This is a genomic window from Rhizobium sp. MHM7A, from assembly GCF_005862215.1.
Taxonomy (GTDB): domain Bacteria; phylum Pseudomonadota; class Alphaproteobacteria; order Rhizobiales; family Rhizobiaceae; genus Rhizobium; species Rhizobium bangladeshense.
On the sequence record NZ_VCHT01000003.1, the window covers coordinates 582,135 to 600,707 of the forward strand.

At 57.2% G+C, this 18,573-nt stretch carries 19 protein-coding genes and 1 tRNA gene; 2 read left to right on the plus strand and 18 right to left on the minus strand.

Going from position 1 to position 18,573, the window contains the following annotated elements; genetic code table 11:
• Nucleotides 1-6: 6 nt before the first annotated feature.
• The 3 genes from FFR93_RS15740 to FFR93_RS15750 are packed head-to-tail and all read right to left on the minus strand — an operon-like array spanning nt 7 to nt 2,734.
• A complete protein-coding gene (locus tag FFR93_RS15740) occupies nt 7-390 on the minus strand; it encodes a VOC family protein (protein WP_138393878.1) in 384 nt (127 codons plus the stop codon).
• Between the two features lie 57 nt (nt 391-447).
• Nucleotides 448-1,167, minus strand: a complete 720-nt coding sequence (locus FFR93_RS15745; RefSeq protein ID WP_064706216.1) for an RlmE family RNA methyltransferase — start codon at nt 1,165-1,167, stop codon at nt 448-450.
• A 10-nt stretch (nt 1,168-1,177) separates the two neighbouring features.
• The gene (locus FFR93_RS15750; RefSeq protein WP_138393879.1) at nt 1,178-2,734 is read right to left on the minus strand and encodes a Ppx/GppA phosphatase family protein; all 1,557 of its coding nucleotides are present in this window, start codon (nt 2,732-2,734) and stop codon (nt 1,178-1,180) included.
• Between the two features lie 245 nt (nt 2,735-2,979).
• Here FFR93_RS15750 and FFR93_RS15755 point away from each other — a divergent pair.
• Nucleotides 2,980-3,053: transfer RNA gene (locus FFR93_RS15755), tRNA-Gln, on the plus strand.
• A 67-nt stretch (nt 3,054-3,120) separates the two neighbouring features.
• Here FFR93_RS15755 and FFR93_RS15760 read toward each other — a convergent pair.
• The 3 genes from FFR93_RS15760 to gmd all read right to left on the minus strand — a co-directional run bounded on the left by FFR93_RS15760 (nt 3,121) and on the right by gmd (nt 6,661).
• Nucleotides 3,121-4,143, minus strand: a complete 1,023-nt coding sequence (locus FFR93_RS15760) for a class I SAM-dependent methyltransferase (protein ID WP_138393880.1) — start codon at nt 4,141-4,143, stop codon at nt 3,121-3,123.
• Between the two features lie 505 nt (nt 4,144-4,648).
• Complete coding sequence (locus tag FFR93_RS15765) at nt 4,649-5,599, minus strand: GDP-L-fucose synthase (RefSeq protein ID WP_138393881.1); 951 nt, start codon at nt 5,597-5,599, stop codon at nt 4,649-4,651.
• Nucleotides 5,600-6,661 (minus strand): GDP-mannose 4,6-dehydratase, encoded by a 1,062-nt coding sequence (gmd, locus tag FFR93_RS15770; protein WP_064710843.1) that lies wholly within the window; start codon nt 6,659-6,661, stop codon nt 5,600-5,602. It lies immediately after the preceding gene.
• A gap of 183 nt (nt 6,662-6,844) precedes the next feature.
• Between gmd and rfbB the strand changes: the two genes are divergently transcribed.
• Nucleotides 6,845-7,900 carry a dTDP-glucose 4,6-dehydratase gene (rfbB, locus tag FFR93_RS15775; protein ID WP_138393882.1) on the plus strand — a complete coding sequence of 352 codons (1,056 nt, stop codon included), beginning with the start codon at nt 6,845-6,847 and terminating at the stop codon, nt 7,898-7,900.
• A gap of 39 nt (nt 7,901-7,939) precedes the next feature.
• On the opposite strand, the gene FFR93_RS15780 is transcribed toward rfbB, so the two are convergent.
• Genes FFR93_RS15780 through FFR93_RS15835 form a run of 12 tightly spaced genes read right to left on the minus strand, consistent with a single transcriptional unit; the run spans nt 7,940 to nt 18,479 of the window.
• On the minus strand, nt 7,940-8,911 hold the full coding sequence (locus tag FFR93_RS15780; protein ID WP_064710842.1) for a hypothetical protein: 972 nt from the start codon (nt 8,909-8,911) through the stop codon (nt 7,940-7,942).
• Nucleotides 8,908-9,720: a class I SAM-dependent methyltransferase gene (locus tag FFR93_RS15785; protein WP_138393883.1), complete on the minus strand. Its 813-nt coding sequence runs from the start codon at nt 9,718-9,720 to the stop codon at nt 8,908-8,910. Before FFR93_RS15785 ends, FFR93_RS15780 begins: the two co-directional genes overlap by 4 nt.
• Nucleotides 9,720-10,853 (minus strand): glycosyltransferase, encoded by a 1,134-nt coding sequence (locus FFR93_RS15790; RefSeq protein WP_138393884.1) that lies wholly within the window; start codon nt 10,851-10,853, stop codon nt 9,720-9,722. The genes FFR93_RS15785 and FFR93_RS15790 overlap by 1 nt, the downstream gene beginning before the upstream one ends.
• An 11-nt stretch (nt 10,854-10,864) precedes the next feature.
• Nucleotides 10,865-11,827, minus strand: a complete 963-nt coding sequence (locus tag FFR93_RS15795) for a class I SAM-dependent methyltransferase (RefSeq protein WP_246661316.1) — start codon at nt 11,825-11,827, stop codon at nt 10,865-10,867.
• A 41-nt stretch (nt 11,828-11,868) separates the two neighbouring features.
• Nucleotides 11,869-12,747, minus strand: a complete 879-nt coding sequence (locus FFR93_RS15800) for a glycosyltransferase family 2 protein (protein ID WP_138393886.1) — start codon at nt 12,745-12,747, stop codon at nt 11,869-11,871.
• A complete protein-coding gene (locus tag FFR93_RS15805; RefSeq protein WP_138393887.1) occupies nt 12,738-13,664 on the minus strand; it encodes a TIGR04325 family methyltransferase in 927 nt (308 codons plus the stop codon). The genes FFR93_RS15800 and FFR93_RS15805 overlap by 10 nt, the downstream gene beginning before the upstream one ends.
• The gene (locus tag FFR93_RS15810) at nt 13,661-14,527 is read right to left on the minus strand and encodes a hypothetical protein (RefSeq protein ID WP_171049192.1); all 867 of its coding nucleotides are present in this window, start codon (nt 14,525-14,527) and stop codon (nt 13,661-13,663) included. The genes FFR93_RS15805 and FFR93_RS15810 overlap by 4 nt, the downstream gene beginning before the upstream one ends.
• On the minus strand, nt 14,512-15,144 hold the full coding sequence (locus FFR93_RS15815; RefSeq protein ID WP_138393888.1) for a PIG-L deacetylase family protein: 633 nt from the start codon (nt 15,142-15,144) through the stop codon (nt 14,512-14,514). The genes FFR93_RS15810 and FFR93_RS15815 overlap by 16 nt, the downstream gene beginning before the upstream one ends.
• The gene (locus tag FFR93_RS15820) at nt 15,141-15,842 is read right to left on the minus strand and encodes a WbqC family protein (RefSeq protein WP_138393889.1); all 702 of its coding nucleotides are present in this window, start codon (nt 15,840-15,842) and stop codon (nt 15,141-15,143) included. The genes FFR93_RS15815 and FFR93_RS15820 overlap by 4 nt, the downstream gene beginning before the upstream one ends.
• Nucleotides 15,839-16,807 carry a glycosyl transferase gene (locus tag FFR93_RS15825; protein WP_138393890.1) on the minus strand — a complete coding sequence of 323 codons (969 nt, stop codon included), beginning with the start codon at nt 16,805-16,807 and terminating at the stop codon, nt 15,839-15,841. The genes FFR93_RS15820 and FFR93_RS15825 overlap by 4 nt, the downstream gene beginning before the upstream one ends.
• A complete protein-coding gene (locus FFR93_RS15830; RefSeq protein WP_246661318.1) occupies nt 16,789-17,463 on the minus strand; it encodes a glycosyltransferase family protein in 675 nt (224 codons plus the stop codon). The genes FFR93_RS15825 and FFR93_RS15830 overlap by 19 nt, the downstream gene beginning before the upstream one ends.
• On the minus strand, nt 17,463-18,479 hold the full coding sequence (locus FFR93_RS15835; protein WP_138393892.1) for an N-acetylneuraminate synthase family protein: 1,017 nt from the start codon (nt 18,477-18,479) through the stop codon (nt 17,463-17,465). The genes FFR93_RS15830 and FFR93_RS15835 overlap by 1 nt, the downstream gene beginning before the upstream one ends.
• Between the last annotated feature and the right edge of the window lie 94 nt (nt 18,480-18,573).

The window sequence follows — 18,573 nt, forward strand, 5'->3', positions numbered from 1 at the left end:
CCCGTCTTATTCGGGGCTTTCGCAGACGGCACCCAGCTTGTTGCCGTCGAGATCCCGGACATAGGCCGCATAGAAATGGGCGTGGTAGGAACGCAGGCCAGGCTTGCCCTCATCCACCGCGCCTGCCGCTATCGCGGCTGCGTGGAAGGCATCGACAGCCGCCCGCGTTTCGGCCGCAAGCGCGATCATGGCACCATTCCCGGCAGTCGCACGGCGGCGATTGAACGGCGTCACCACCCAGAAGCGGCAGCGCGTGTCACCTTCGGCGGAATAGCCGATTTCCTCCTCCGAATGACGCTGGCGCCGATAACCGAGCGCACCCAGCACGGCGTCATAGAAATGACCTGCCCGTTGAAGATCGTTGGTGCCGAGTGTGATATAGAGAAGCATCTGGCCAGCTGTATTAAAATCCTGCGCCGCCATCATCAGCCGGAATAAGTCTGAAGATCAACCCTCTTCTGTTTCGCCTTCCGTCTTACGCCCTTTAAAGCCCTTGGCCAGCAGGAACATTTCGACCGATTCGGCGCGCGACGAGGCGGGCTTGACATGGACGACCTGGCGAAAGTTCTGCTTCAGCATGGCGAGCAGATCACGCTCGGTGCCGCCCTGGAAGGTCTTGGTGAGGAAATGCCCGCCCTCCCCCAGCACCTCGATGGCGAAGTGGGCTGCGACTTCGCAAAGATGCATGGTGCGCAGATGATCGGTGCGATGGTGGCCCGTGGTCGGGGCGGCCATATCGGAGATGACGAGGTCGGGCGTGCCGCCAACAGCCTCCATCAGCTTTTCCGGCGCACTGGGATCGAGGAAATCGAGCTGCAGGATCTTGACGCCGGGAAGCTGGGCCATTTCGAGGAAATCGATCGCCGCCACACGCACGTCCTCATCCGTCGAGCCGGTGACCTTGGCGGCGATCTGCGACCAGCTGCCAGGAGCTGCCCCCAGATCGATGATGCGCTTGGCGCCGCGCAGGATGTGGTATTTCTCGTCGATCTCCAACAGCTTGAAGGCGGCGCGGGCGCGATAGCCTTCGAGCTGGGCGCGCTGCACATAGGGATCGTTGATGTGGCGCTGCAGCCACTGGCGGGAGGATGCCTTCATCTTCTTGTTCTTGACGCGCTGGCCGAGCTTGCGGCCGGTGCGGTTTCCCGCGATCGGTGCCTTTGTCATGCCCTTCCCCCTATTTCGCCCGCTGACCTCGGCGGTTGCGATGGCGCCGCCATACGCCGTCATCGGCCATCATGTCGGTGAGCAGGCCTTCCCTCAAGCCGCGATCGGCAACCCGCATGCGCGGGCTCGGCCAGCGGCGGCGGATCGCCTCGAGAATGGCGCAACCCGCCAGCACCAGATCCGCGCGGTCCGGCCCGATGCAGGGATTGGCGGCGCGGCTTTCGAAATCCCAGGAGAGAAGCTTTGCCTGCATGGCGGAGACCTCGTCATCCGAGAGCCAGATGCCGTCGACCTTGCGCCGGTCATAACGCGGCAGGTCGAGATGAACGCCGGCAAGCGTCGTCACCGTGCCCGACGTGCCGATCAGGTGGAAGTCGCCGGTCTCAGCGATCTCTATCTGCGGGCAATCGAAGCTTCCAAGCATGGCTTCGACCTCGCGCACCATGCCTTCGAAAACATCCGGCGTGACGTCGCGCCCGCCGTGACGCTCCGACAGCGTCACGACGCCGACCGGAAGGGAGGTCCAGTGGGTGATGTGATTGGCCAGCCGGCTAAAGCGATTGTCGCCGATGCGGATGACGGCGATCTCCGATGAGCCGCCGCCAATATCGAAGAGGACGACGGAACGGGTCTCGCGGCCGACGAGTGAGGAGCAGCCGGAGACCGCAAGCCGCGCCTCGGTCTCCCGGTCGATGATTTCAAGCTCGAGGCCGGTTTCCGCGACGACTCGGCCGAGGAACTCCGCGCCATTGATCGCCTGGCGGCAGGCTTCGGTGGCGATCAGCCGCATGCGGCGGATCTCCCGGTTCCTGAGCTTGCCGGCGCAGATTTTCAGCGCCTCGACCGCCCTTTCCATCGCCTCGTCGGAAAGACGACCGCTGGCGGCAAGGCCTTCGCCGAGCCGCACGATACGAGAAAAGGCATCGACGACGCGGAACTGACCCGGACGGGTCGGCTGGGCAATGAGCAGACGGCAATTATTGGTGCCGAGATCGAGCGCAGCATAGAGCTCATCCGGCCATGCGTGCTCGCCGGCCTGGCGATCCCCCTGGCGACCGATGCTCTCCTGGCGCCCTTTACGGCCGTCGGCCGCGCCGTTCTGCATCTCGCCGGGGACGGCACTGAGCGCGGTCTCATCGACGCGGCTTTCCTGCAGCGGGACATGGGCAGGCTTTGCCGATGACAGCGGCCGGCCCTGCAGCCCGCGCTTGCCGCGATGCTTCCGGCGGTTGCGCCGGCTCGATGCCTGTTCGGCCCCCGACCGGGCGGCACTGGCTACCGCGCCTGTCTGTTCCACCGCCTGGTTTTGAAGCGAGCCATGCTGCGAAGCGCCCTGACCGCCACGACGGCGACGCTTCCGCTTGCGGGCCGGATTCCCGGCTGCATCTTCTATCGGGCGCGCAGGCTGTCCGGCACCGCCGGAAAGCTCATGCGAAGCGGGATGAGCCGCATTGCGGGATTGCCCGCCTCGCTTGCCCTTGCGGCGCCTGGACTTCTTGCCGTCCCTGCGCCCTGCCGCCGTCGCCCCGTCAAATTGCGGCTTGGCGCCGCCTTCGGGGTCTTCCACGTTGTTTTTCCACCGCGCCGCGCAAGTCCCTGGGATATGCAGCAGGCGCTCATTCGATTTTTGCGTTGCCGCAAGAATATCAGCGGCCGCCAAAATCACCAAATTCTTTTTTGGCAGAGGGCTTTGCGGAAGAGGTTCGCCCCTTGGCTGAGAGGGCCGATTTTTTTCAAAACAGGTATTTGCAATCGCCGGGCTTTTGTTTATAAGCGCCGCACACCAGCCGAACCGCCCGCCGGTTCGCTTGCTGGGGAATAGTTCAATGGTAGAACAGCGGACTCTGACTCCGTCGATCTTGGTTCGAATCCAGGTTCCCCAGCCAGTCCTTCTTCAACCTCAGATGAGCTCGGTTCTGTCGACAAAATAGGACAGACGGCTTTTTGTTGCGGCTATTCAAAGAGAATGAGGCTTGCAGGCGTCGGCGGCATCGGTTTGACCGTGACGCCGGCTAGTCCGGCCATTTTTGCCATCTCAGCCAACTCGCTTTCCTTATAAGCCTGGCCCGCCGGCGTGCTGGCGAGCATCTCCCAGGAGAAGGCCGCGGGAAAAGGCGGCGACACGCCATCTTCGTTCGGCACAAAATCGACCGCCACGATCCGACCATCCTTTGCAAGGCTCGCGATGATCTTTCGCAACAGCTCAGCGCATGTCGGCAAATCGAAATGGTGCAGAAAATTCGGAAGCAGGACGAGGTCATAACCCGTGCCCCACTCCACATCGAAGGCACTGCCGGCGATCGTCCGGTAGCCGTCCGCCACGCCGGCTTTTTCCGCATTCTGCCTCGACAGCTCCAAGACGGCGCCCCAGTCGACGGCGACGATCTCAGACGATGGAAAGGCCTTGGCAATTTCTATCCCGAAAACGCCTGGACCTGCGGCGATGTCCAACACCTTCTTTGGGGAGACCGGCCAGCCGGAGATTTCGCCAGCCAGTAGTTTGGCGCTGAGCCCGGTAAAGGAGCCCATGCCGCGCGCAAATTTCAGCCAGACCGGATTGTCTGGCGACATGTTCGCAAGCCCGGCCGAACCGCCGTTTCGCACGATGGCGGCCGGGTCGCGCAGAAAGTTATCCAGTACTTCGGGTGCGGCGACGAACTCGACAGCGGAGCCCATATAGGCCGGCGAATTGCGATCGAGGAACATTCTGGTCGAGGGCGTCGTTCTGTACCGTTCGCCCTCCTTGGTCAGGAAGCCATGGACCACAAGGTAATCGCAGAGGATGCGAACCCCACGCTCCGAGGCGCCTGTTGCCGATCCCAGCACAGCTGGCGTTTTGCCCTCGCCGATATGAGTGAAGAGATCAAGCTCGATGGCCGCCCTGATCGCTGCCGTCTTTCGGCAGGCGAACAGTGCATCGACCACGAGTTCGGGCGACACTGCGCCAGCATGGGCATCCCCGATGATTGTTTCCATGGAATTCCCCCAAGAATTTCGACTGATCTTGCCTGGCAGCGCCAGCCGCAGAAATTATGCGTATATTCGGCCTTCCTACAATACTCACCGCGCTAACCCTATCGGGTTCCCCGCCGCAATGGCAGAGCTGTCCTGCGGCCGTCGACAAGAGACGCGATTGCTCTTCCACGCAGAGCGAACCACCCTCTCGCCTGTATCCTGACGGGGAGTGAAAGTTCAGACGACAATGCGGTTCCGGATTTCACAGCTGCCAGAACGTGATTTCCGAGCTGACAAGGATAGAAACTGAATGGAGCGAATGTTAACCGGCTGGAGCAGTTGCCGCGCATCGCCGCCTGTCACGACAAAGCCGACGGGTCATTGGGACCTTCCTCGCTCTGGCAGCCATGCGGATTTGGCCGACATTCACGGGATAATCTGGGCATCACGAGGAATTGAAGGCGACGCCTCCATGCCGCGAACATCGACGCGGGAATTGCAAAATGCTGATCTTGACCGCCTGGTATCAGACCGCTGGATCGGCTCCATTTTCGGACTGCAGAAACCAAGCGTAGGTGGCTCGGATGCCGTCCTCAAGCGGGATGCTTGGTTTCCAGCCCATGTCCTGCAGCTTCTTGTTGCTCATCAGCTTTCGCGGCGTGCCGTCGGGTTTGGAAAGATCATGAATGATCTCGCCCTCGTAACCAACAACGCGGCATACCAAACGCGCCAGTTCGATAATTTCGAGATCCGTGCCCGAGCCGACATTGACGTGCTGCGATCCCGAATATGTTTTGAGCAGAAACACCAAGGCGTCGGCGCAGTCGTCGACGTGAAGAAACTCACGGCGCGGGGTCCCTGTGCCCCAGACCACGATGTGCGGGTCTTTGCGAAGTTTCGCGGCATGCGCCTTGCGGATGAGGGCGGGCATTACATGACTGGAATTCAGGTCGAAATTATCGCCCGGGCCGTACAGATTGGTCGGCATGGCCGAAATGTAATCGCGACCATATTGCTTACGATAGGCCTCCGCGAGCTTGATACCGGCGATCTTGGCAATCGCGTACCATTCGTTGGTCGGCTCGAGCGGACCGGTCAGCAGCGCCTCTTCGGGAATCGGCTGTGGAGCGAGTTTGGGATAGATGCAGCTTGAGCCCAGGAAGAGAAGCCGGTCCACTCCCGCTCGGTGGGCGGCTTCGAAGATGTTGGCTTCGATGATAAGATTGTCATAGAGGAATTCTGCGGGATAGCTGTCATTCGCGAGGATGCCGCCAACCCTTGCAGCGGCGAGGATGACCGCATCAGGTCGAACTGATTCAACAAATTTCTCGACCTCGTCCTGGCGCTTCAAGTCGACTTCCCGGCGGGTAGCCGTGATGACGCTGCAATTTTCCGATTGAAGCCTGCGCACAAGAGCGCTGCCAACCATACCACGATGACCGGCAATCCAGATCTTTTTGTTGGATAAGTCGTACACTCAGATCTCTTTCCGGCTGCCTTGAGCCTTCCAGTGCTTGATATCCTCGCGCACCATTTCGGCTGCGAGTTCGCGAACCGGCGTCTTATGGTGCCAGCCCAGATTCTGACGCGCCTTGGTCGGGTCGCCAAGCAGAAGATCGACTTCCGTCGGGCGGAAATATCGAGGATCGATTTCCACAAGGCACCTACCGGAGGCGGAGTCATAACCCTTTTCGTCGACGCCGGACCCCTTCCATTCCAAGGTGATGCCGACGTCGGCGAAGGCCCACTCGACAAACTGGCGGACACGCGTTGTCTCACCCGTCGCCAAGACGTAGTCATCCGGCTTGTTCTGTTGCAGCATGAGCCACATGCCCTCGACATATTCGCGCGCGTGGCCCCAGTCGCGCTTGGCGTCGAGGTTGCCCAGGAAAAGCTTGTCTTGAAGGCCGAGGCTGATGGCAGCCACCGCCATCGTGATCTTGCGCGTGACGAAGGTCTCGCCGCGAAGCGGGCTTTCATGGTTGAACAGAATGCCGTTCGACGCGTGCATGCCGTATGCCTCGCGATAATTCACGACGATCCAGTAGGCATAGAGCTTGGCTGCGGCATAGGGAGAGCGCGGATAGAACGGGGTCTTCTCGTTCTGCGGCACTTGCTGCACGAGACCATAGAGTTCCGATGTCGATGCCTGGTAGAATCGGCTTTTTTTCTCAAGACCCAGGATGCGAATCGCCTCAAGCAGCCTCAACGTCCCAATACCATCGGCATCGGCTGTATATTCCGGCGTTTCGAAACTGACGCCGACATGGCTTTGTGCGGCAAGGTTGTAGATTTCATCAGGCTGTGTCTGCTGCACGATCCGCAGAAGATTGGTCGAGTCGATCATATCGCCATAGTGGAGGATGAAGCGCGGATGGGCTTCATGCGGATCCTGATAGATATGCTCGATGCGGCCGGTGTTGAAAGACGATGATCTCCGCTTGATGCCATGCACTATATAGCCTTTGCTCAGAAGCAATTCGGCCAGATAGGCACCGTCCTGACCAGTCACCCCGGTGATAAGCGCAGTTTTCGTCATTTTTCACGTCGTCTTTCGATGCAATCTTTGGGAGGTGTTTATGGAAACGCCCGAACTAGCGCAACCCCAATGTGACCGACACCTGGACAAACGAAATTCAGCATTGCCGATCTCTTCGGTTGACGGCGGGTTGGCGCAATGAGACTAGAGCTTTCCATTTATCAGATGTCCAAAGGGAAAAACATGATCTTGGTGACGGGAGGCGCCGGCTTTATCGGTGCGAATTTCGTGCTCGACTGGCTCGCGCTTCACGATGAGCCGGTCGTCAACCTTGATGCCCTAACCTATGCCGGCAATGTTGAGAATCTCGCCTCCGTTTGGAACGACCCGCGCCACCTCTTCGTCAAAGGCAGCATTGCGGACTACGGCCGTGTCGAAGAACTGCTGCGCTCCCATCAGCCTCGCGCCATCCTTAACTTCGCTGCGGAAAGTCACGTGGACCGATCGATCCATGGGCCAGAAGAATTTATCCAGACCAATATCGTCGGCACATTTCGCCTGCTGGAGGCGACCCGCGGATTTCTTGCCTCCCAGAACGAGCAGTTCCGGGAGCACTTTCGCTTCCTTCACATATCGACGGACGAAGTTTATGGTTCACTTGCTCCCGCCGAGGCCGGCTTCAGCGAACATCGCAAATATGAACCCAACAGTCCTTATTCCGCAAGCAAGGCCGCGAGCGACCATCTGGTCCGCGCCTATCATCACACCTACGGCCTTCCTGTTCTGACGACGAACTGTTCGAACAACTACGGTCCCTATCATTTCCCAGAGAAGCTTATTCCGCTGGTTATTCACAATGCCCTCTCGGGGAAACAGATTCCGATCTACGGAGACGGGATGCAGATACGCGACTGGCTCTTCGTCAAAGATCATTGCAGCGCGATCCGACGTGTTCTGGAGAGAGGAGAAGTCGGGGAAACCTACAATGTGGGCGGCAGGAACGAACTGACGAACCTATCGGTCGTCAACACGCTTTGCGAGATCCTCGACGAATTGAGACCCCTGCCAAACGGGGCAAGCTACAGGGGCCAGATTTCCTTTGTACGTGATCGGCCAGGCCATGATCGCCGTTATGCCATCGATGCGGCCAAGATAGAGAGGGAACTGGACTGGCGTCCCAACGAGACCTTCGAGACAGGCATTCGCAAAACGGTCGAATGGTATCTCGCCAACGAAGCCTGGGCAGAGAACGTCACAAGCGGCAGCTACCGCCAATGGATCGACCGCCAGTACCAATAACAACTTGGGAAAGGCAAGGCTCTGTCCGTGTGCGTGACGTCAATACCTGATGAAATGGTGCAGGAAACTTATGACCGGGCGGGGTACATGGCGTTGCACCCATCTGCGCGCTTTAACCTTGAAAAAGGGGCGAAGGCCGCCGGAAAAGCCTGGAGAAATCATCCTGATCACCTTCAGGGCACGCATGAGAGCGCGCTCGTACGCCTCGTAGACAGCGGTCGGCTCCTTACAAACGGAGGTGTAGAAAGCTGACAGCCGATCGAACATGCCGTTGGTCAGCAACTGAAACTGGTGGAAGTGATAAAAGATCAGAGGCGAACCATCGACCTCGATCCTGCCCGACGCATCCCGCGAAAAATGCAGCTTTTCGTAATTCCAGGGAGCAACTCCGGCTCCCGGATGCTCGATGATATGGCAATTTGGATAGAGATCCGGCCATTCGTCCAAATACTTCTGGTCGCCCATCTTGCCGTCTTCCAGGCGATAGTAGCACCATTCAATACATTGCTCGCGCCAGCGCGCAAGGCAGCGCATCCCCTCTTCATCGCGCCGGAAACTCACCCATTCAACACAGAAACGGCCGTTAATTTCGCGGTTCTGCAGCCGTGGGGCAAAACGGTGTTCAATAATCGCGATGGAACTATTGCCGATTTCCTCGAAAATCGGGGTGACCGGTGAATAGAACAGCAGATCGGAATCAAGGTAAGTGATGAAATCAATTTCCGGATGCTGCTCCAGCACGAAACTCGGCAGACACGGAGACAGGGTCCAGCAATATTCAGCCACGCCACGCGATTTCTTGGCTTCCAGAAGTTCCGGCGTCTCCATATCCGCAAGAGCGATGCAGGTGATGTAGGGCCTCTTGGAGGCGGTCAAAATCTCCTGCGTCTGCTGGTCCATGCAAAGCACGAAAACATGCGCGTCAGGACACCACCGGACGAGGCTCTCCATCATGGCCATCCCTTTGATGAGATAGCCGCTGTCGAAAAGGGTACAAAAATAAGTCGTCATGATTGGGATTGTTTCCTGCACAAATAGGTGCGGCTTGCATTGCCTTTGCTACTATCACGTGGATCGGCGCTCTCGTTCAGCGTGAAGCTAGCCTGGACTTCCAGGCCATGAACTCGAAACATGTCCAATAGCTGCGGCTCGGAAAAATGGATCTCTATGGTCTCGACGCCATAGGCCTGCTTGCGGAAATACTTGGTGGGCTCGCCATAGACAACAGGCGTACGATGAAAAATCACGTATTCCTTGGCAACACGGGCGCTCTCTGCAATGGCCGCTTCATAGTTGGGAATATGCAGCAGGCAACATCCCGAGACGACGACATCGAAAGCCTCATCCTGATAGCTGAGCCGCGTCGCATCCTCCACGTCGAACGACAGTGCCGGATAGGTGCTGCGCGCCATATCGATAAAAGCATCGGAATAATCGCAGCCGCGGTAGCGTAGCGGCAAGCCACTCGCATCAAGCACTTCGGAATAATATCCGCTGGAACAACCGATTTCGAGCAGCGAACCATTGGCCGGAAGATTGTCGATCCTGCGCAGAGCGGCGGCAAAAACATCGAATACATCGATGGAAGCGCCGTTGCGATATTCCTTCAGCTGGCGCTCGACAAGAGCCCTCTGACGGGCGGGTAGATCACTCGCTTTCCAAGATGCGGCAAGGCGCGAACTTTCGCTGTCGCGACGAGACGCATCTATTTCCACATAGTGAGACGATATCGATGTCGCCGGCGACAGCCGTTCACGCAATCGCTTCAACTGGCTCTTCACCCCTGGGAAGCGATTGAGACTCGCGCGCAGAAACGACATCAGCCCAGTTTCTCCAGATATCGTTCGAGGATCGGAACCAGTTCTGCCATTCTCGACTTGTAGGTGTGGTCCTTCAGCGTCCTTGCCTGACCGGCCTTCGCGATGGCATCAGCCTCGTCGGGGTGGTCAATATAGTAGCGGATGAGTTCTGTCGCTTCCTCGGGAGTGGAATAGGCAACCACTTCCTTACCCACCTCGAAAATCTCACCGAGATTATCTTTCCTGTCGGTTATCAGCAGCGATCCCACACCGGTGGCCTCATAGAGCCGCATGTTATTGGCGTTGTTTTCGGCGACATTGATGTGTCGGTTCATAGTGATCCGGCTGCGAGCCAGAGCGCGGTACATATCCGGGCCCCAGACTTCGCCATTGTGGCGTTTACGGATCGGAGAGGAGCGTGGAAGCGTCCTGGCGCCGTAGCCGAAAAACTGTATCGGCGTAGTTTCGGCAAGATATTCGAGCAAAGGGATCGCCTTGCCATGATGGCGGCTTATACCGCCGACAAAGCTCACCGGCACATCCCGTGGAACGTCCCCGAGGATTTCGAGCACCCGAGTGTCGAAGCCAATCCGGAAATATTCGGATTTGATACCCATCTCGTGAAAACGAGGCACGAAATGTGGGAAGGACGTCAGAATGAGGTCATATGGACGCAAGAAGCCGTCCGGCGGCAACGGACAAGCGATCTGGCCCACGATCAACGGCACAGTCTTTTTCAGCTCGGTCAAAGCATGAGGAGGAAAGAAGCTGAGATCCTGGCAATAGAGCACATCCGGCTTGAATGCTCGAACCCGCGCCATCGCAACCTCCAGCAATCCAGGCAGCGCCGCCAGGCGTGCCCCGATATAAGGCAACCTGAAGAACCGATGTGGCAGTTTCATCGCCCATGGGCTGAATGGTTCGTTGTTCTCCTTCGCCCAAGCCGATTGAAGCGGAACACAATTTCCAATGATATCGATGACTTCGCAACCTAGGCCCTTCAGGTGGCGCGAATAGAAGTCAGACGTGCCGAATGCGGCCTCGAGCAGAGAATCCGTCTGCCTTTGAGAGGAAGCCGACCTCAAATCCCGATTGCGACGATAATGGGTCGTTAGAAATCGGGAATAGTAGGTATCGAATACGGCAATCCGCATGACTCTAAATCCTAGTTCTTCGCCGCGGATAGTCGGAGTTCTACCAAGAGGCTATCGCCCTGACCTATTGCGTCCAGAGCCCGGTTCCCCAAGCCCAGCATGACACCGGCAAGGCGGGCGCCGCGCGAAGCCGCGACATTGCGGAGCTTTTGAATGAAGCTCGGCCGATTCTGAGAACTGCCGCTTTCCGACCAGGTACTGGACGCCTTTCCTTCCTGTCGCTGCTCCCGTGAGGTCTTGAGCTGAAGCACTGACCAGAGGTTGGGAGTGATCGTCCTGATACGCCCGACGTCGTAACCGGATTTTCGCGCCAGCAGGGCAAAAGAATTACGATTGAAGTGGTTCTGGTGGTACGGAATGTGCCAGTTGATCCAACGCTCCTTCCACAGTTTGCGGTGGAAGGAACCCGTGTTCGGGAACGCCAGTATGACGCGCCCGCCGCTGTTTAGCCGATACTTCAGAGCCGCGAGCAACGCAAGCGGATCGGGCACATGTTCGATGACCTGGTTCAGCACGATGAGATCGAATTTCTGATCTGCGAACGGCACGTCATAGATATTGCCGATATGGACACGGAGATCATATCTTTCGGCAATGGTACGGACGTTCGGATCGGCCTCGACACCCCAGCATTCCACGCCGAGCTTACGCATCTCCAGAAGAGAAAGGCACGAACCGCAGCCGATATCCAATATCTTCTCCCCCGGCTTGGCCAGATAGTGTCCTTGGTTATCGGTACCGGCAATCCAACGACGAAGACCGGCGAACGGCTTCTCGACGAGAGCAGCCTCTTTCTCCAGCGCATCAAAATCGATCTCCCGACGGGGATAATAATTGCTGTAGAGCGCCGGCAGGTCTTCCTCCGTCAGCCGTGGCGCCGTCGACATGTGGCCACAGGAAACGCACCGATCTATCGAGTAGACGCCGGGGCAGCCATATCGGTCGTCGCTGATGCGCTCGATGAAGATTTGCATGTTCGATCCGCATGCGATGCAATGCTGATGCTGGCCGCCGCTCATATCGTTTCTTCCTTTCGTTTCGCCAATGACCTCCACGTCGAAAACGCGCGGCTGCACGAGAAATACGCCATGCGGATCGGCGCGCTGATACGTTGTAACGGCGACCCGACAAGCGAGTAGAAAATTAGACGCTGAAATACGTTGTGAGGCGAACGCCTGCCAAACAACCGTTTTCGCCATGAAAGCCTGGATGCGTCATTTCCATAGACTGGAGGCGAATAGACGATTGCCTTGCTGCTGACAACCAGGGGCACCCCCGCACGCGCAAAACGCATGGCAATTTCATAATCGGCCATATAGTGCGGCAAAAGGTAAGGCCGCATGCCGCCATATCTGCGAAACAGGTGCGCCGGATAGAGCGTTCCGCGACCACTCAACGCGTCGACACAATACTGGCCACTGGGCGATCGCTTTTCGGCTTCGCTCAATTCCGAGAGGAGATCCCAGACGGCAAGCCTGTTGACGTTCAGCTTTGCCCCTATGCTGACGAGAGGCGGATCCCGCCCCTCCTCATGAATCACGCTTCCGACGGCAGCGTCACCGTTTGCCCTGGATGTCTGCACCAATGTCTCGACATAATGCTCGCCGAACCAGGTGTCATTGTTCAGAAACAGGATGTAATCTTCCGTTTGACAGGACGGAAGCACGTATTTCAGCCCTTCCTCGATGGCTCCCCCCCACCAAAGATTGCCGTCGCCTCGGATTTCGACCACATCGCCCTGCGACTTCAGGTATTCTGCCGTACCATCGGTCGAACCGTCGTTGATAACGACGATTGTCAGCGCGTTGACGAGAGTTTGTCTCCTGAGAGCTTCCAACACCCGCCGGGTGTGTTCCAGACGATTGAAGACTGGGATAATGACGTTCACGCGCATCGCTGAATTTCCGGCTTTTCGAGAAACCAGCCAATGTAAGGCCATTCGTGCTGCTGCGGCGCTGGTGAAACGCCAATGCCCCAACGCTTCAGTTCTTGCAAGGGTGGCGGAGTCACGGAGCCAAATGTCCCGGCTGGCTGGAAACGGTCCAATACCTCATAGCCATGCCTGGCAAAACTATCATGCAGTTCATTCCCGTTTAGGAACCAGATCGGGTAGCTCGCGCTGTAGATCCACGCCGGCACACGCTGCACAAAAGGTTTGGCTGCGACATCGAATTGCGCCGCAGTCCTATCGATCAGGATGAATTTGACGCCGCCCGACAGCAGACTTTCCAGGCATTCAAGAGGATATTCAAGATATTGGAGAACGCCGGAAAGCAGAACAAGGTCAGGCTTCACGCGGTCAATCGCCTCCTCCAGACTGTCGGAAAAACTCAATCTGTCATCTTCAAATTCTGTTCGACCAGCGCTCACAAAATGTGGTTGCTCGACAACGCACCATTTCACATCCGCAAGATGCGCAAGTGCCGTTCGGTTCTGAAAATAGGAACTTCCCAACGCGCCCCCAATATCAACGACCCTCAAGCGGAGATCGGATCTGGATGCAACATAGAGAAGCCAGGCAAGCAGCGGATGGGAGTAGCTTTTCTCCGTGAAAATGACAGTGTCTCGCTCATATGCGGCTCGGCCTTCGACAACTGCACGTGTCGCTTCAAGAACCTTGGCAAGAATGGCCGGCGCATCATATCCATCGGAAGCAGCCGCGGCTGAGCGCCAACTATCGTAAGGCCCGTCGAAAACAATGTTATGTCGCCGAAATTCGCTCCAAATGTCCTGTTCCCGCGCTTGAGGTGCTTCTCGAGTCACCTCAAATAAACAGTGGATTCCCGGCAGCGAAAAAGCAAACCGTCTCATACTTCAAACCAAGCTTGGAAAGGCCGTCGCTCAAACTCGTCCAGCGCGCCACCGGGCGTGGAATTGAAGATGTGGATATCATTCGCTCTCGCGATATTTGCAATGGCTCGATATTGTCGCCACAGCCGGGCCGCCTGCTGAAAGTCGTCGTGACGGTTCGTTGTTGGGGTGCCGTCCGCATTGACGGTGAAATCTTTCCCCTTTTGCACCTTGAGTTCGAACGCGTATTGGTAGGGCGATGAGAGGAAACGATCGTGGTCGACGCCGAGCAGGATGATCTCTTTGAAACCAAGATACATCGCGACCATCAGGGCCATCACCGGCACCGAATCGACACGCGGCACCGGTTTGGAGATATCGACGATATCCACCGATGGTCTTTCGTCAAAGCTTTCGGCGAGCACGAGATACCGGACTCTTCGTCCTGAAAACAGATTGTGTTTTCGAACCAGCTCCGCTTCCGTGGAACTGAGGAACAGCTCCGTCCTTCCCAAATGCGAATGCATCTCCTCAAACCAGCGGACCACGTCTTCCGATGTCATCAATCCGTAGGTAATTTGCGGAACGCAATGATACAGAGACTGGAACTTGTCGAAATCGGAGTGCAGGTAACCGTTGGAAACGGTTATGACATTTTCGCCTTGAAGCCGCGACAGATCCAAGCCCTTGACGCTCGGGCCATTGCCCAAAATAAAACAGCGGCCACCCGCGTGCAGCCCGGCAAGCGGTCTATTTTCTGCCAGCGATCTCGCGACATCAGCAGATAACTTGTGACGATTCCTTAGCCTGCGCTTCAACTCATGCACACCATAGGGGAGCAGCATGGAGCCAAAGGTCAAAATCTTTCTCAGGGCTGCAGCCACTTCACCACCTCGAAGACTTCGGCGAATTTTACACCGATGCGCTGGCCGGCGTTCTCGGCTTCGTTGCGGAAAAAGCTCACCCATTTCCGCCCCGTGCGCTCCATTTCGGATTCATGGGCAAGAATCGCTTTTTCCTTCTGGTCCCAATGGGCGGTGATGTCGACGTAGAAATTCCCCCTGAAATCGACGGTCGAATGATACCAGTTGCTGCGATACATCAGGAGACGGGGCACGTGGCGGCAGCTGTGCAGCGACGCGCGCGACAAAGCGAGATGGTCATGATGGATGTCCCCGACCCAGTGGGTGTAGACCATGTCGATCTTCAGATCCTGCACAAGCTTCAGGATCTCGATGTTCAGCGGGTCGACGAACTCGATCTGGAGCGTTTTGAATTCGCCGCAAAACATCTTGTGGACGCCCAGGATTTCCATCGCAGCATCCGCCTCCGCTCTGGCGACCTGGCTGCTGCGGACGGACTGGTCATATTGGTTGGAAAAGCCGGATACGGTGGCGACATAGACGTAAACCGTATCGCCGTTTGCTGCATGGCGCGCCAGTGCACCACCACAGCCCAGTTCCACGTCGTCAAAGTGGGCACCGATCGCGAGAATATTCATTTACAACTCCAGAGCAGGTCACGCGTGCCTGCAATACCACAATTCAGCAGTGTGTCGAGAATGCTGAGATAGGGAATGAACTCGCCGAACGGCTGTGGATAAACCGGATGGACGAAATGCTGCCATTCGACTTCGATGCCGGCGGCCTCGAATACTTCCGGCCGCATATAATCGCGTGCGCCAAGGCCGGAGAGATAGCGTGTCGCTCCCACTTTGCGCAGCAGTTCGACGAGCAATTCGTTCCTATGCCCTTGCGGGCTTAGTGTACTCGAGCGCACCGTTGGCATCGCAATTTCAAGCATATCCAGAATCCCTTCCAGGAAATGCATGTTGAAATCGGCCAACAGATCGAACCGCTTGTCATAGAGGCTCTCAATGCGAGGAAAAACTTCGCTCCAGCCAGCAGACTTCCGATAGTTTTCACGAAGCAGGGAAAGGTTCTGGTCTATCCATCCAGTACCGGTCGCCAGTTCCACCTCGTTGATCGGGGTGCCGAAGCTAGGCTTTTTGATTCCGACAGTGAGCCAACGATCTCCCAGCGCGGTCTTTATCTTGTCACGGTGGGTCCAGCTTTTGCTCGTTCCATGAACAAACTGGACATGGTCCAGAACGATATAGAGGTCGGCGTTCAGAAAACGCTGAAAAAAGCCGAGATAGGAGGCAAAGTCCGGCTGATGAATCACTGCTGTCAGGGTCATGCAGCCAACCTCTCCAGCAAATCGGCCACGCGACCCACCCCGCCAAGGTCGACCGTGGTCATGGCAGTCTCGCTCATGCTCCTGATGGGAATCGCCGTTTCCAGAACACCGAGATCAAATGCCGAGTGATGGCCGGCGAAGAACGCTGCGCCCGACTGTTCAAGAGCGCGGCCGACTGGTATTTCAAAAGGTTCATTGGCGATCACGACGCACGGCAAGCCGGCCGCACAGGCTTCGAAGGGCGTAAGACCGCCACCGGTAATTGCCAGATCGTGACCATACATCTCTGCCGCAAGCGAAGGCACCTGCTTCAACAGCCTGAACCGGTCCGGCGCAGCGGTCGCGACGACCACTTCTTCAAGCTCTGCCATGTGCTGGAAGCTAGGGCCCGTGACGATCGTGACAGGGAAGGGATTGCTGCTCAGCCATTTTGCAACGCGAACCGTCACGCCGTAAGTGTCGGCGCCGCCAAGTGTGACAAGTATAGATGCAAGCTTTTCCCGAACTCGGCGATATGTCGCGATTTCAGGATTGAGGATCATGTACTCCACCCCCAGCCGAACATCCCTGCCTTTCAGATCCTCCGTGTTTTCGAACAGGAGAGCGCAGATATTCAAGTCGGCAAGTTCCGCGCCATCACCACGATCATCGAAGGTAACAAGCTTCGCGTCCAAGCCCTTGATCGTCTCGGTATGGAGCCGCTGCGTATTAAGGCGGTCGTTGATCCAGATCGGAGAGGAAGCAGCGGCTTCCAGGAAATCCTTCTCCCATCCCGTCACGACGGCGAGATCATAAAGCGACACATCAAAACCGCGCTCGCGGATGATCCTCAACGAATTCGGATGATCGTTCGCCAAAAATCGGACCGTATGACCGCGGGTACGCAGCTCGGAGGCGAGCGTCAGCGACCGAAACAGATGGCCCATGCCACGTGCATGCGAACTTTCTATGCAGAAGACGAACATAGCCTGATTGCTTCTTCTGTCCCGAGCCAGGTTCCACCCGCCAGCGCTGCGAGTGCACAGGCACGTCTCCAGTCTTCCTCAGTATCCACCGTCAGGCGCAGATCCGGAGCGACTTTGGCTTGGGGCACCTCAAGCCGACCAATCTTGAACAATTCAGGCCGATCGGTGAAGTATTCATTCACGTGCTCGCGATGATGCGGCAGCTTCCCCTCGCGATGACTGCGCGTGAGGGCTTCGAATGTGAATATCTCGGCACCGACGCCGATAGGCAGCTGGCCGAACGCATGGGTATAGTCGAATCCATGTTTTTCGTGAAAGTCGATCAGTTTCTCGAGTTCATCGATGTCGGTGAAAGGATTATCTGCGGTTAACCGCACGATATCCGACATCCCAAGTGATCTTGCACATTCGAAATAGCGGTCGAGCACATCGGCTTCGTCGCCACGAAAGCAGCTTACTCCGTGCTCAAGGCACCAGTCTTCGATGATATCGTTCTCGCTGGCCGCCGATGTCGCAACGACAATCTTGGCCGGGCGCTTCAACATCTGAAGTCTACCAAGAACATGTGCGAGAAGGGGCTTGCCGGAGATGTCGCGAAGGACTTTGCCCGGCAGCCGCGTCGATCCCATCCGCGCCTGGATGATGATCCCAAGCATCACGCCAGATCGCTCCACTGGAGCACCGCGTCCGCATCGACGTCGTTTGCAACCCGGCGTCCTGCGAGAGCTTCGAAATGCTTCGGTTCAATTCCTGTTCCAGGCCGCTTGACGGAAATGTCGCCGGCTGAGATGACATGGCCGGCCTTGAGTGGTCGATTGACGACAACGCTCTTGCGATTGTTCAATCTCGTCGTCGCTTCGCTCGCAGCCGGCTCCTTGCGGCCACTGCCTTTCATGATCTCGAACGCGCGTATCGCGTCAACGAGCCATTTCATTTCCGCGGGATCAGCGGAAAGCATGTGATCGGGACCGTCGGCGGTCTTGTCATAGGTGAAATGCCTCTCGATGACGCGGGCGCCCATTGCGACCGCACACAGGCTTGCGACGGGGTTCAAGGTATGGTCGGAATAACCAACGTCGAGATCCGGAAACGCTTCCATCATCGTTTGCATTGCACGCAAGTTCACATTTTCCGGATGTGTGGGGTAACTTGTAATGGCGTGCAGCAGAATGAGCTTGTCATTGCCGGCCGCCTTTATTGCCGCGACGGATTCCCGAACTTCGTCGAGCGTCGACATCCCCGTCGACAGGATAATTGGCTTACCCGTCTTTGCCAGATAGCGGAGAAAGGGAATGTTGACCGCGTCGTCCGAGCCTACCTTATGGGCCCCCACTCCACATTTCTCCAGCAGATCGACATCCGTTTCATGTGAGGGCGACGAAAACCAGTCCAACCCATGCTCCTCGGCGTAGCGGAAAACCGCTTCGTGAAGGTCGTGTCCGATTTCATATTTACGGAATAGTTCGAACTGGGAGGTAACGCCAGTGTTCTCCATGTCGAACATCGCGTTACGGCTCGACAGAGTCTCAGCGCGATAGGTCTGGAGCTTGACAGCATCGACCCCCGTCGCCTTCGCCTCGTCAATCAGGCGCCTTGCCTGATCATACGTCGTGAAGTTTCCGCCGATCTCAGCGATGATATAGCACCGATCAGGCCGGTAATTCCGGAACATCCTGTTACTCCCTGTAATTCACGACCGGCAAGGCCGCCTCGCTCTGACGGCGATCGCAGCCCTTAAACTATAGGCCTGGCGACGTCTGGCCGTA